The sequence below is a fragment of the Acetobacter vaccinii genome (assembly GCF_008365315.1).
GTDB classification, from domain to species: domain Bacteria; phylum Pseudomonadota; class Alphaproteobacteria; order Acetobacterales; family Acetobacteraceae; genus Acetobacter; species Acetobacter vaccinii.
In genome coordinates, this window is record NZ_CP043506.1 from 1,122,003 (window position 1) to 1,135,600 (window position 13,598).

Below are 13,598 nucleotides of genomic sequence, written 5' to 3' on the forward strand. Positions count from 1 at the left end.
CATGCACGGGTCTTATGATGTGATTGTGGTAGGTGGTGGCCATGCCGGGTGCGAGGCCGCAGCGGCTGCTGCACGGTGTGGGGCCAGGACACTGTTGCTGACACACCGCAAGGCCACGGTGGGGGCCATGTCCTGCAACCCGGCAATCGGCGGCATCGGCAAGGGGCATCTGGTGCGTGAAATTGATGCGCTGGATGGTCTCATGGCGCGTGCGGCTGACCGCGCGGGTATTCATTTCAAACTGCTCAATCGTTCCAAGGGGCCAGCCGTGCAGGGGCCGCGTGCCCAGGCCGACAGGCAGTTGTACCGCAAGGCCGTGCAGGACCTGCTGGCCGAACAGCCCAACCTTGATGTGGTGGAAGGGGCAGCAGCCGATCTGGTCTGCGATGCTCAGGGCTTCGTGCAAGGCGTTGTGACAGAGGACGGGCGGCAGTGGGCAACCGGGGCTGTGGTGCTGACCACCGGAACATTTCTGGACGGTGTTATCCATGTCGGCCACGACAGCACCCCCGCTGGCCGCGTGGGGGAAGGACCGTCGGTGCTGCTGGCCAAGCGCCTGCGTGGGTTGGGGCTGCGGATGGGGCGGTTGAAGACGGGCACTCCAGCCCGGCTTGTCAGCACCAGTATCGACTGGGCTGCGCTGGGGCGGGACGAGGGCGATGCCACGCCTGAGCCTTTCAGCCGTCTGACAGGGCAGATCACCAACCGGCAAGTGGCCTGCGGCATTACCGCCACGACCGAGCGCACGCACGCTATTATCCGTGAGCATCTGCACCTGTCGGCGGTGTATGGTGGCGCTATTTCTGGCCGGGGGCCACGCTACTGCCCGTCGATTGAAGACAAGGTTGTGCGCTTTGCCGACAAGGCCAGCCACCAGATTTTTCTCGAACCCGAAGCCCTGCCAGAGCATGAAGGTGGGCATCTGGTGTACCCCAATGGCATTTCCACCAGCCTGCCCGCCATGGCGCAGGATGCCATGATCCATTCCATCCCAGGGTTGGAGCAGGCCGTGATTGCCCAGTATGGCTACGCGGTGGAATATGACTATGTGGACCCGCGGGAGCTGTCGGCTAGTCTGGAACTGCGGCAATGCCCCGGCCTGTTTCTGGCCGGGCAGATCAACGGCACCACAGGGTATGAGGAAGCCGGAGCCCAGGGGCTTGTGGCCGGTGTTAACGCAGCCCGGCGGGCAGGCGGGCAGGCGGCTGTCAGTCTGGACCGTGGGCGTGCCTATACTGGGGTGATGATTGATGACCTGACAACACAGGGTGTCAGTGAGCCGTACCGTATGTTTACCTCCCGTGCGGAATATCGACTGACCCTGCGGGCCGACAATGCCGATATGCGCCTGACTGCGCTGGGGCTGGAATGGGGCTGTGTCGGGGCGGAACGCCGTGCTGTGTTTGAGCGTGACGTGGCCGCCATTACTCAGCTCCAGCAGCGTGCAGAGGAACAGGGCTGGCAACCGCAGGAGCTGAGCCGGGCCGGGGTACGCGTGGCGCAGGATGGCCGCCGCCGTAGCCTGCTGGATGTTCTGGCCTGTGGGGTGGAGGACGCGACACTGGCTACTCTGGCCCCCTGGTTTATGGACGCCCCCGAACGCGCCCGCCGCCATGTCATGACCGAGGCCCGCTATAGCGGGTATCTGACACGCCAGCAGCGTGAGATCCGCCAGTTGGAAGCCGAGACGGAAATCCGCTTTCCCACAGGGATGGATTTTGCCGCCATTGGTGGCTTGAGCACGGAAATGCGTGAACGGCTGGAGGCTGCCCGGCCAGAAAACTTTAGCGCAGCCCAGCGGATACCGGGCATGACCCCGTCGGCCCTGATGGCGGTGCTGGCCTATATCAAGAAGGAAAAGGCACATGCCCACACAGCTTGAAACAGCCTCTGTTTCACGTGAAACACAGGAGCGGCTGGAGGTCTTTGCAGCCCTTCTGCAAAAGTGGAACAGCCGGATCAACCTTGTGTCCCCCAAGGATATGGACAGGCTGTGGGACCGCCACATTCTGGATAGTCTGCAACTGGTTCCTTTGTTACAAGGGCACGGGCGCTTTATCGACATGGGGTCCGGCGGCGGGTTTCCCGGCGTGGTGGTGGGGATTGCCACGGGTATTCCCGGCGTGCTGATCGAGGCCGATCAGAGGAAGGCCACCTTCCTGCGTGAAGCCGCCCGCGCAACCCAGGCTGATCTGACGGTGGTGTGCAGCCGCCTGGAACAGGCCGAGGTTGCCCCAGCCCCGGTGGTTACGGCGCGGGCACTGGCCCCGTTGGGCAAGTTGCTGGACTGGGCCTTTCCGCTGTTGGCGCCCGGTGGGGTCTGTCTGTTCTTGAAAGGGCAGCAGGCCGGTCAGGAAATAAGGGAGGCGGAACAGGCCTGGCGGATGGATGTGCAGTCCTTTGCCAGTCAGACGTCTTCCGATGGTGTGATTTTGAAAGTGAGTCATTTTAATCGTGTCGAAACCTGAACAGAACGCAAAGACATGCCGCATCCTGGCGGTGGCCAACCAGAAGGGCGGCGTGGGCAAGACCACAACCGCCATCAATCTGGCAGCGGCCCTTGCACTGGGCGGTGCCAAGGTCGTGCTGGTTGACCTGGACCCACAGGGCAATGCTTCCACCGGGGTGGGCATAGGCTACGACGCCCGCAAGGGTGGGTCATATGCGCTGCTGATGCAGGAAAAACCCGTGCAGGATCTGCTCCAGCCGACCGAGACGGATAACCTGTCGGTCATTGCGGCCAATACCGAACTGGTCGGGGCCGAGATTGAACTGGTGGATGCCCAGGAGCGCGAAACCCGCCTGCGGGCCGCTCTGGCTCCGCTGGCTGATAAAGCTGATTATGTCATCATCGACTGTCCCCCCAGCCTTGGCCTGCTGACACTGAACGCCCTTGTGGCGGCCGATGGTGTGCTGGCCCCCCTGCAGTGTGAGTTTTTTGCGCTGGAAGGGCTGGGCCACCTGATCAAGACCATTGGCCGTGTCAGCAAAAGCCTGAACCCCGCCCTGCGGATGGCTGGCGTTGTGCTGACCATGTATGACAAGCGCAATAATTTGTCGGAACTGGTTGCGGCTGATGCCCGCAGCTTTTTCAAGGACGATGTGCTGGAAACGGTTATCCCACGCAACATCCGTATTTCCGAAGCGCAGAGCCACGGCCAGCCGGTCATGATGTACGATCCCAGAGCCAGCGGCGCGACCGCATACCAGGCTCTGGCCGATGAGGTGAAGAGGAGAACAGCATGAGCGAGCATTCGCGCAAATCCGCGTCCCGGCCCCGGCTGGGGCGGGGGCTGGCGGCGCTGCTGGGCGAGACCGGGGTTTCCCCCGCGTTGACCCAGCCTTCCGCTGTTTCCCCCTCCGACCCGGCAACGTCCCCTCAGGCTGATCGCCCCAGGGAGGGTGTTGGCAGCCTGCCGGTCGAGGCTCTGGAGCCCGGACCGTTCCAGCCCCGGCAGGACATGGAACCCACAGCCTTGCAAGAGTTGGCGGATTCCATTCGTGAGCGCGGCGTGTTGCAGCCCATTCTGGTGCGCCCCAACCCGGATGTGCCAGGGCAGTACCAGATTATTGCCGGAGAACGCCGCTGGCGGGCCGCCCAGCTTGCCCAGTGCCATACCGTGCCTGTGCATGTGCGTGATCTGGACGAAACCGACGCCATGGTGGCGGCTCTGGTGGAAAACCTCCAGCGGGCTGACCTGAACCCGGTGGAAGAAGCCGAAGGTTTTAGCCGCCTGTTGGAAGACCACAGCCTGACGCAGGAGGAGCTTGCCAAAGCCATTGGCAAGTCGCGCCCGCATGTGGCCAATATGCTGCGGCTCTTGCGCCTGCCGCCCATGGTGCGGGCGGAGCTGAAAAAAGGCACGCTCTCTGCAGGGCACGCCCGTGCCCTGCTGGCCCACCCAGACCCAGTTGCGGCGGCGGTGGAGGTCATGACCAAGGGGCTGTCAGTCAGGCAGACGGAAGCTTTGGTGCAAAAAGCCCTGAGCCAGAAAGAGGGTGCCCCCAACCCGGCGCAGCGCGTTCTGCCGGACCCTGAAATAGCGGCCCTTGAGCGTGACCTGCGGAACAAGCTGGGCCTTAAGGTGGCCGTGCGGTTTGACGGAGCCAAGGGTGGGTCGCTGGAAATTCAGTACAAAAGCCTCGACCAGCTTGATGCCGTTCTGGCGTTGTTAAAAAGCTGAAAATTCAGGCTTGTCATCGGCTGAAAGGAGTGTTACAAGCCACTCACTTCAGCCGAACAGGCTGTAAGGGCGCATAGCTCAGTTGGTAGAGCAGCTGACTCTTAATCAGCGGGTCCAAGGTTCGAGTCCTTGTGCGCCCACCAAACTTTCTTAAAAGTTTCTGGTGGTTTAGTCGGGAGCAGGGTTCAGGCCCTGCTTTTCTGCGTTTTGTTGGTCTGTTTGTGCCGCAATCCGACCGATCCAGTAGAATAGATCAGCGCATTTTCGGGTCAGAGACTGGCGTGATCCTTGTCGCCATAAAGGCTGGACGGGGCTGGCCAGCACATAAGGCCGTTGGGGCCCGTTCTGGCGTTTCTCTGCAATCTGTCATTACGGCGGCATGGGGCGGGTTCAGGTTCCCGGCATTGTTCTGCCGTCCTGTAAAAACCATTCTATATCCCACAACTGAGGGTGCTGAGGGGGCTTTCTTCCTGCACCCGGGAAGAGGCTACAGGCTCCTTGACCGTGATGAAGAGGGCATTTTCCTGGCCCCACTTTGTGTAAGCCCCGCTCAGTGCAGGTAACCATGTGCCTGCGGCAACGCAGCCATGGGGGAAGCCAGATTGGAGAAATGCAGTCTTTTAACTACCTGAACAAAAAAGAAAAATTCTGCGAATACAGCGGCGCATAAAAGTAAACTGACTGTAATTATAATAAGTTTTAGACGATCAAGCTTGATGTGTCACAAAACAGTAATAAATACTGTTACAGTTTTATGACACAGGAGCAGATATCATGCGAAATACAGCCTTTGTATGCGCCGCCATTCTCGGGTTGGTTGGCAGTCAGGCAGCGCAGGCTGCCCAGGCCGGTGTCTGGGATGCTGGAATGGTCAGCACTCATGTCAAAGTGGAACACCCGCAAACACCGGATACAACACAAGGCGGCATCTGGGATGCCGGTGTTGTCAGCACTCATGTCAAGGTGGAACACCCCCAAACCCCCGATACAACTCAGGGCGGTGTGTGGGACGGGGGCGTGACTGAACATGTCAAAGTGAAATACCCCGACACCCCGCAGTAAAGGGGCATCCGTTTTCAATACCCCGGAATTGGTCATGTCAGTTCCGGGGTATTGTTTTTGACGACCATGAAACCGCCGTTACTCAGCTTCCATGCCTAAGGGCAGGCTATGTACCATAGGCATAGCGGCGGGGCGGAAAACCACCGTGGCAGGCTGGTTTCCAGCATGATCACCTTTTGGCTACGGGGTTTGAAAACACATTCAGGCCATGGCAGGTGTGTGGGGCATGGGCTAAGAAAAACCACAAAGGGGCGGCAAGCGCCTACTTGGTCCGGTTTTTTTTTGCTAACCTCTCCCGCGACTTGTGATTCATCCATCAGGCCAAAGCATAACGATGCCCAAAAATCAGTCTCTCCATGCCCCCGTTACAGGCAGCGTAGTTGTTCCTGTCATCCTGTCTGGCGGGTCGGGCAGCAGGCTGTGGCCCGTGTCACGCAAGAGCTTTCCCAAGCAGTTCTGGCCGCTTCTGTCTGACAGGACACTCCTGCAGGAAACCGTGCTGCGGGGTATGGCCGGTGGGGTCGGGCGGCCGATTGTGGTGTGTAATACGGAACATCGCTTTATTATTGCCGAGCAACTGCGCGAAGTTGGGGTAACGGACGCCCGGATCGTGCTGGAGCCTGCGGGGCGTAACTCCGCCCCAGCCATTACCGCCGCGGCCCTGCTGATTGCCGAGGAAAACCCCGACGCTATCATGTGGGTCATGGCCGCCGATGCTGCCATTCAGGACGAGGCTGCCCTGGCGCAGGCGCTGACCATTGCGGTGCAGGCCGCAGCCACGGGCCATGTTGTGACCTTTGGTATGAAGCCCACCAAGCCAGAAACAGGGTACGGCTATATCCAGCGTGGCGCTGCCATTGAGGGGATTGAAGGCGCGTACCACGTGGCGCAGTTCCTGGAAAAACCTGATGCAGACCGTGCGGCGGCCTTGGTGCAGGATGACCGTAACCTGTGGAACTCGGGCATGTTTGTGGTGCAGGCCAGCACGATCCTGAGCGAGGTCGCCCGGTTTGAACCCACCGTACACGCCTGTGTCAGCGAGGCCGTAGCAGGCCGTTCCACCGATATGGATTTTGAACGTCTGGCGGAGGATGCTTTCAAGCGCTCGCCCGACATCTCGATCGACTATGCTGTGGCGGAGCGTACAGACCTTGCGGCTGTTGTGCCCGGCAGCTTTGGCTGGTCGGATATTGGAAGCTGGGATGCCCTGTGGGAACTGACCCCCAAGGACGCTGACGGCAATGCCGTGTCGGGTGATGTTTTTCTCGACGGTGCCCGCAACTGCTATGTCCGCTCGGACAGCAGCGTTGCGACGGTCACCGGGGTGGAAGACCTGATTGTGGTGGTCACGAACGATGCCGTCATGGTCGCGCACCGTGACCGCGCGCAGGATGTCAAAGCCATGGTGGCCCGGCTGACTGCCGCAGGGCGGCCCGAGGCTGTGCGGCATAACCGGATCTATCGTCCCTGGGGTTTCTATGAAAGTCTGATCCAGGGCGATCGCTTCCAGGTAAAGCGCATTGTCGTGGAGCCGGGGCAGAAGCTATCGCTGCAAAAGCATTTCCACCGTGCCGAGCATTGGGTGGTGGTGGAAGGCACGGCCATTGTCACGCGCGATGCGGAGCAGATTATGGTGCGCGAGAACGAAAGCATTTACCTGCCTCTGGGGGCGGTACACCGGCTTGAAAATCCCGGCCGTATTCCCCTGACCCTGATCGAGGTGCAGTCTGGCCCCTATCTGGGGGAAGATGACATTGTGCGTATTCAGGACGATTACGCCCGGAACTGATGGGGCCTAGCCCTCCGCCAGCACTGGGGGAGGGCAGGGTTTTGCCAGTCGTGTAGAGCGTGGCCCTGTTTGTTGGCTGTTCTCTTGTTTTTAAAGCTTTTTGAAAAAAGCTTTACCAAAAACTTTTGATATTATCTGAGTGTTTTGGGTTGAAGGTAAACGCTTACCCACGTGCCAGCCTGTGGGTTGTGTAAATACCTTTTTTTGCGGAAATATGAAGCACAGCAATAGCAATTTCCGGTCTCAGATGGCTTTCGTGCGGGTGAGAATGCTTTAACTCAAGGTCAGCGTGTTCCAGTTCAATGGAAAAACGGTGGCTCCGCCATGTCACCAGCGTTTCTGTTCTGGTCGTGTCTGCTGTGTAGCCAAGCTGTACATGGTCTTGCCGCACTACCTGGTTCCCAGCCAGCAGCACCATGGCCACCCCAGCGGCACAGGCGCTGGCATGGCCAATCCGGTGGAAGACACTGTCATGCAGCCTGTTCAGCAGGGGGCGGACAGAAAACAGCGAGCCAACAGCCGCCAGCGCAACAAGCCCACCCACTAGCGCGACCTGCTGCGTGACAAGGCCATAGCTGCAATACAGCCCGACCTTGGTAATATGGAGCAGCACGTCGTTGGCGGCCCGTGTGGCCACAATTTCTTCCTTCTTCAGGCCCAGCCGGTGGTAAGCGGTGTTGAACAGCAGCCCCACCGCACCATTAAAACCGGAAATAAACCCCGCAGCAGCCCCCATGGCAGGGAGCAGGGCGGGGGACAACGGCCGCAGGGTGGCCGTATGGTCGCGCCGTCGTAACAGCAGGGGCAGGTTGCTCAGCAGGAACAGCCCCAGCAGCAGGTCAAGGTAGACAGGCGGCATCAGGCTGAGCATCCAGACTCCCAGCCAAGCCGCGGGCAGGGCCAGTGGCACAAAACGGCAGACAACCTGCCAGCGTATGGCTTTAAAGAACGTGCTCACCCGGCCAATGGAACTGACAGCCGTGCCTATGGACAGGGCGGCAGGCACCTGTTCGGGCCGCAGGAACAGCCCCAGCAGAGGCATAAGTACCAGCCCGGCCCCTCCGCCCGAAACCGCACTGATGGTAAAGGCGAACAGGGCAACCAGAAAGACCAGAGGCACAAGCAGCATGGGGTGGTTTTTCCAAAAGGACAGGGCGCAGCATCATTCCACGCTCCGCTGCCCTCTGCCAGCGTGAAAGCGCGGGGTCAGGCCGTTGGGGGCGTGGGGGTGGGCGTGGTCTGCCGGGCCAGGGCGCGGGTATGGGCAAACACCCGTGCGGCCTTGCGCGCACAGAGTATGAACATGATGGACGATGCCAGAACACTGGCAATGGCAGACCCGTTAACCCCCATGGCATAGGTCAGCCCCGCCAGAGCCGGGGCATACAGCACCAGTGCCACCCCCTTGGCCCGCAGGACATAGGAGACATTGCCCAGCACCGTCAGCAGTGGTTCCAGCGGGGTAATGGCAATGTCCAGCAGGGCGCTGATGGTCAGAATACCCATGATCATGGCCCCACCGGGGCAGGGGTGGTGCAGCATATAGGTCAGGATATGTTCACCCAGCGTAAAGGACACCACCAGAGCCACGACCGATACCAGCCCGATTGTACGCATGATATGCAGCACGGTACGGCGGAAGGCGGGCCAGTCCTCGCTGTCCCGCAGGCGGATGAACTCGGGGTACAGGCTGGGGATCAGCAACGTGGCAGGCCGCGCCAGGGCTGAGGTAATCTGGTTGGCAACGCGGAAAATCGCAGCATCGGCCGCGCCAAGGCTTGCCCCCACGAGCAGGGTGGAGGCCTGTTTGAAGCAGGAATCCAGGATCTGGCTCACACTCGTGCCCAGCGTAAACCGCCAGATCCCATGGATACGCTCCGAGGGCAGAAAAAGCTCTTTCCACGGAAAAGGCGTGCGCATGGCCCGGTGGATCAGGACCAGACCTGCCCCGGTGTAGCAGATAAACAGCGCAAGCTGCGTCATGCTCCACACTGCCAGAAAGTAGCCCATACTCAGGTGATAGTAATAGCCGATAAAGCAGCCCAGTGTCCGCACGCAGGTGCCTGTGCATTCCACCATGGTGGACAGGCGGAACATGTTGAGCAACCGCATGACACCGACCGACCAGCCCGTGTTCATGAACAGGATTGTCAGCGCGCAGCAGGCCGCAAGGGGGCGGAGCGAGGGGGGCCAGCCCAGCAGTGTGCCAAACAGGGCAATCCCCCCAAGGCCGACCACCATGCCCACAAAACCGCTTAGAAAATCAGCCCGGATGCAAAAGGCCAGAACAGTGTGAAACTTGCGCTCCTCCCCCGCGCGGAAAGGGGCCGAGCCATAATGCAGCAGCGGCTGCCACGATTGCAGGTGCGTGATGTCAGAGACAAGGATGACATAGGCTGTCACCAGCAGAAACTGGCCAAAGGCTGTCAGCCCGATGCTTTGCACCGTCCATGGGATGAAGATGAAACTGCAAACGGCGTTAAGGATACGCCCGGCAATGATAATGGAGGTGTTGCCCATAATGCGGGAGAAAGGTGTTGTCTCCCTCCGCCTCATGGTGTGTGGCTCCGGCTTGGGGTGGTGGCTGTCATAAAAGGCATGGTGCGCGTGGGGTCAGAGGTTTTGCAGCGCACAGAGCCGCTGGTAAAGCCCGCCATCCTTGCTGACCAGGTCTGCATGGGTGCCGTCCTCCACAATGCGGCCGTGTTCAAACACGACAATCCGGTCCAGCCCCACAACGGTGGACAGCCGGTGCGCCACAACCAGCACGGTGCGGCCCTGCATCAGCCGCTCCATGGCCTGCTGCACCAGCGCTTCGGAGTGGGAGTCCAGGCTGGCAGTGGCTTCGTCCAGCACCAGAATGGGCGCGTCAGCCACAAAGGCGCGGGCCATGGCTACGCGCTGGCGCTCCCCGCCGGACAGTTTGATGCCGCGTTCCCCAACAAGCGTGTTGTAGCCATCGGGCAGGCGGTCAATAAACTCTGCCGCGTTGGCAAGCTTTGCTGCGTGTTCGATCTGTTCCTGCGTGGCACCGGGGCGGCCGTAGGCAATGTTTTCGGCCAGAGTGCGGTGGAACAGGATCGGCTCCTGCGGGACAAGGGCGATCTGGGCACGCAGGGCCGGAGGGCTGACCTGGGCAATATCCACCCCATCCACCAGCACCGTGCCGGACTGGGGCACATACAGGCGTTGCAGCAGACGTGTCAGGGTCGATTTGCCCGAGCCGGACGGCCCGACCAGCCCCACCCGGCTGCCGGGGGCCAGGGTCAGGGTCAGGTCCTCAAAAATGGTGCGTTCCTGCCCCGGATAACGGAAGGTGATGTGGGAAAAACAGATTTCCCCCCGTGTAATATGCAGCGGCACAGGCCGGGCAGGTTCGGGCACTGACAGAGGGGTGCGCCAGAGCAGCAGCAGCTCCTCCATTTCGTTGACCGAGCGCTGCACAACCGACACCTGCTGGCCAATTTCACGCAGGTAGCCCTGCACCAGAAAGGTCATGGTCAGCACATAGGCAACATCCCCCGGCCCGGCCCGGCCTTTCAGCCACAGCCACACAGCCCCGCCCGCCAGTGCCATACGCATGCCCAGCACGGCAGTGGCCTGGATATTGGCGCTGTCGGTGCCGCGCACCCACATGCGCACGGTGGCCTGCCGCCAGTTGGCCAGGGTGCTGGCCAGTCGGGTTTCCTCCCGCGTTTCCGCGCCAAAGGCCTTGACCACGGCATTGCAGGTAATGGCATCGGCCAGAGCCGCGCCCACCTTGCTGTCGGCGGCATTGGCGGCCTGCGCCGTGGGGGCCACGTAGCGCAGGGTCAGGGTGCAGGACAGCAGCATGAACAGGACCGAAAGCCCCCCCAGTAGCGCCCCCATGGCGGGCCAGTGCCAGCCCAGCACCAGTGTGGTCAGCAGCAGCATGCAGGCTTCGGGCAGCAGCATCAGCAGCAGCGTGTCATCCAGCATGTCCAGCGCCCACATGCCGCGTGTCAGGCGCCGCACGGTGGACCCGGCAAAGGTGCTGGCATGCCATTCTGCCGACAGGCGCTGCACATGGGCAAAGGCCTCGGCCCCGATCTTCTGCATGACCTGTGTTGTCAGCCGGGTAATGCCCAGATACGCCGCCCGCTTGGCCAGAATACTGGCCAGACCGCAGGCGGCCATGGCAGCCAGCATCCACAGGGCTTCATGGATCAGTGCGGTGGAGGCCGCAGGCTGGGTGACATCCTGCACCAGTTGGCCTGCGACCACAGGCAGCAGAACCTCCGCCACGGTGGAGGCCAGCGCCCCCACAAGGGTTACGGCCAGCGGGGCGGGAAAGGCCCGCCATTGCCCGATGACAAAACGCAGGACGTCAAGAAACAGCGAAGCTTTCCGCGCGGCGCCAGCCTCGGCGGAGGGGGGAGGGGACATGAACGGACCTGCCGGATCAGTGGGGGAAAGCGCGGTCGCGCCGATCGAGTATGCCGCCCTGTGTATCGTGAAGGGGGGTGGTTGTGCAAATACGGCCCATCTACGACAATGCCGCTGTCTTCGCGCTCGGCGCGCCCTTTGGCCCAGTATCAGGACTGTTGCATGCCCACCAAACCCCGGCAGAAAAAGGCCGTCCCCCCGGTCGCACCAGCCCGCCCCGTGTCGCGCCGCAGGCCAGCAGCACAGGCGACTGGGGCAGAAGCACTGCCAGCGCCGGATGCGGTGCAGCCCGATGGCAGCCTGCCACCCCGGCCCAGACGCAAGCCAGCGGAGCCCAAAAAGACAGCTCCGTCAGCCCGAACATCCAAACCCCGCACTGACGACGGACCATCGGCCGTCGCGCCCAGAAATATGAAACCCGCCGAGGTTGTGCAGTTTCTGCGTGATCTGGCCAGCGCCTGGCCCGATGCTAAGACTGAGCTGCATTATACCGGCACCTTCAGCCTGCTGGTGGCTGTGGTCCTGTCCGCCCAGGCGACGGATGCCTCGGTCAACAAGGTTACACCGGGCTTGTTTGCCGCAGCCCCCACACCGCAGGCCATGGTGGCCTTGGGGGAGGATGGCGTGGGTGCGCTTATCCGCACCATCGGGTTATGGCGGGCCAAGGCTCATAATGTGGTGGAACTGTCGCGCCAGCTTCTGGCCCTGCATGGCGGGCAGGTGCCCGACACGCGCGAGGCGTTGGAGCAGCTTGCCGGGGTGGGCCGCAAGACAGCCAATGTGGTGCTGAGTGTTGCCTTTGGCCAGCCGACCGTGCCGGTGGATACGCATGTCTTCCGCCTTGCCAACCGCTCCGGGCTGGGCCGGGGCAGCAGCGTGGTGGCAGTGGAAAAGGCGCTGGAGCAGCGTATTCCCCAGGATATGAAGTGTGAGTCCCACCACTGGATGATCTTGCAGGGGCGTTATGTCTGCAAGGCGCGCAAGCCTGAGTGCTGGCGTTGTGTGGCGCGGGATGTCTGCCTGTTTCCCGCCAAGACCAGCCCGCCGCGGCCCACGGCCCGCAGGGCATAGGGGCTGGTTCTGGCGGGGGTGTATCAGCCCGGTTCGGGCAGCCAGCCAGCCAGTTCGCGCCGTGCCAGGGTTTCCAGCAGGTCAATCCCGCCGGGGCTGTTGTTCAGACAGGGGATGAGGGTGAAGGACTCTCCGCCTGCATGTTCAAACCCTTCACGCACTTCGTTGCCGATTTCGTCCAGCGTTTCCAGACAGTCCGCCATGAAACCGGGGGTAATGACGGCAATGCGCGTAATCCCCTGTGCGGGCAGGGCCTCAATAAAGGGGGCTGTATAGGGTTCCAGCCATTTGGCAGGCCCAAAGCGGGATTGGTATGTCAGCGGCAGGGTGGTTTCATCCATGCCCAGAGCCTCCCGCAGGGCCTGCACGGTGCGCTGGCAGTCGGCGGGGTAGTGGTCGCCTTTTTGTACATAGGCCTGTGGCAGTCCGTGGAAGGACGCCACAATTTTCTGGAATGGCTGCTCGGCCTGCGCCTGTGCGGCCCGGACACTGTCGGCCAGTGCGGCAATAAAGGCCGGGTCATCAGGAAACGGCGGCAGCGTGCGCAGGGCAGGCTGGTTACGCAGCCGCATCAGGGTGCGAAAGGCGTGGTCGTTTGCGGTTGCTGTGGTGGTGGCGCTGTACTGCGGGTAAAGCGGCATGCACAGAATACGCGAGCAGCCCTGTTGCAGCAGGCTGCGGATGGCATCTTCCAACGAGGGGGAGCCATAACGCATGCCCCATGCCACCGCCACGCCGGAGGGGGCCATACGTTCTGCCAGAGCCTCTGCCTGCTGGCGGGTTATGGTGCGCAGGGGGCTTTCGTCATGCGTGCGGTTCCAGATCCGGCGATAGGCCTTGCCACTGGCAGCGGGGCGGGTGGACAGCACCACCCCTTGCAGAATGGGCTGCCAGAACAGGGGGCTGGCCTCGATCACGCGCCGGTCGGACAGAAATTCTGACAGGTAGCGGCGGACCGCGCCATAGCTGGTGTCATCCGGGGTGCCCAGATTGACCAGGGCAATGCCTGTGCGCTCCGTGGTACCTGCGGTGTGGGGCTGCGGGTGCGGGGCGTGTGGCGGAACGTGATCAAAAACCATGCAAAA

At 61.7% G+C, this 13,598-nt stretch carries 11 protein-coding genes and 1 tRNA gene; 8 read left to right on the top strand and 4 right to left on the bottom strand.

Going from position 1 to position 13,598, the window contains the following annotated elements:
- Position 1: 1 nt before the first annotated feature.
- The 7 genes from mnmG to FLP30_RS04955 all read left to right on the top strand — a co-directional run bounded on the left by mnmG (position 2) and on the right by FLP30_RS04955 (position 7,035).
- Positions 2-1,882 (top strand): tRNA uridine-5-carboxymethylaminomethyl(34) synthesis enzyme MnmG, encoded by a 1,881-nt coding sequence (gene mnmG, locus FLP30_RS04925; RefSeq protein ID WP_149280225.1) that lies wholly within the window; start codon positions 2-4, stop codon positions 1,880-1,882.
- The gene (gene rsmG / locus FLP30_RS04930) at positions 1,866-2,468 is read left to right on the top strand and encodes a 16S rRNA (guanine(527)-N(7))-methyltransferase RsmG (RefSeq protein WP_149278838.1); all 603 of its coding nucleotides are present in this window, start codon (positions 1,866-1,868) and stop codon (positions 2,466-2,468) included. The genes mnmG and rsmG overlap by 17 nt, the downstream gene beginning before the upstream one ends.
- Complete coding sequence (locus tag FLP30_RS04935) at positions 2,455-3,246, top strand: ParA family protein (RefSeq protein ID WP_149278839.1); 792 nt, start codon at positions 2,455-2,457, stop codon at positions 3,244-3,246. The genes rsmG and FLP30_RS04935 overlap by 14 nt, the downstream gene beginning before the upstream one ends.
- A complete protein-coding gene (locus FLP30_RS04940; RefSeq protein WP_149278840.1) occupies positions 3,243-4,184 on the top strand; it encodes a ParB/RepB/Spo0J family partition protein in 942 nt (313 codons plus the stop codon). The genes FLP30_RS04935 and FLP30_RS04940 overlap by 4 nt, the downstream gene beginning before the upstream one ends.
- Positions 4,185-4,251: 67 nt before the next feature.
- Positions 4,252-4,327: transfer RNA gene (locus FLP30_RS04945), tRNA-Lys, on the top strand.
- Between the two features lie 631 nt (positions 4,328-4,958).
- Positions 4,959-5,246 (top strand): hypothetical protein, encoded by a 288-nt coding sequence (locus FLP30_RS04950; RefSeq protein WP_149278841.1) that lies wholly within the window; start codon positions 4,959-4,961, stop codon positions 5,244-5,246.
- Positions 5,247-5,580: 334 nt separating this feature from the next.
- Positions 5,581-7,035 carry a mannose-1-phosphate guanylyltransferase/mannose-6-phosphate isomerase gene (locus FLP30_RS04955; protein ID WP_149278842.1) on the top strand — a complete coding sequence of 485 codons (1,455 nt, stop codon included), beginning with the start codon at positions 5,581-5,583 and terminating at the stop codon, positions 7,033-7,035.
- 163 nt (positions 7,036-7,198) lie between these two features.
- Here the strand turns inward: FLP30_RS04955 and FLP30_RS04960 are convergent, their stop codons facing one another.
- The 3 genes from FLP30_RS04960 to FLP30_RS04970 all read right to left on the bottom strand — a co-directional run bounded on the left by FLP30_RS04960 (position 7,199) and on the right by FLP30_RS04970 (position 11,442).
- Positions 7,199-8,164, bottom strand: coding sequence for a sulfite exporter TauE/SafE family protein (locus FLP30_RS04960; RefSeq protein ID WP_149278843.1), 966 nt, complete (start codon positions 8,162-8,164; stop codon positions 7,199-7,201).
- Between the two features lie 77 nt (positions 8,165-8,241).
- Positions 8,242-9,591, bottom strand: coding sequence for a lipopolysaccharide biosynthesis protein (locus FLP30_RS04965; RefSeq protein ID WP_149278844.1), 1,350 nt, complete (start codon positions 9,589-9,591; stop codon positions 8,242-8,244).
- 57 nt (positions 9,592-9,648) lie between these two features.
- On the bottom strand, positions 9,649-11,442 hold the full coding sequence (locus FLP30_RS04970) for an ABC transporter ATP-binding protein (RefSeq protein ID WP_149278845.1): 1,794 nt from the start codon (positions 11,440-11,442) through the stop codon (positions 9,649-9,651).
- A 411-nt stretch (positions 11,443-11,853) separates the two neighbouring features.
- On the opposite strand from FLP30_RS04970, the gene nth reads away from it, so the two are divergent.
- Complete coding sequence (gene nth, locus FLP30_RS04975) at positions 11,854-12,513, top strand: endonuclease III (RefSeq protein ID WP_246856624.1); 660 nt, start codon at positions 11,854-11,856, stop codon at positions 12,511-12,513.
- Between the two features lie 23 nt (positions 12,514-12,536).
- On the opposite strand, the gene hemH is transcribed toward nth, so the two are convergent.
- The gene (gene hemH, locus FLP30_RS04980; RefSeq protein WP_149278847.1) at positions 12,537-13,592 is read right to left on the bottom strand and encodes a ferrochelatase; all 1,056 of its coding nucleotides are present in this window, start codon (positions 13,590-13,592) and stop codon (positions 12,537-12,539) included.
- Between the last annotated feature and the right edge of the window lie 6 nt (positions 13,593-13,598).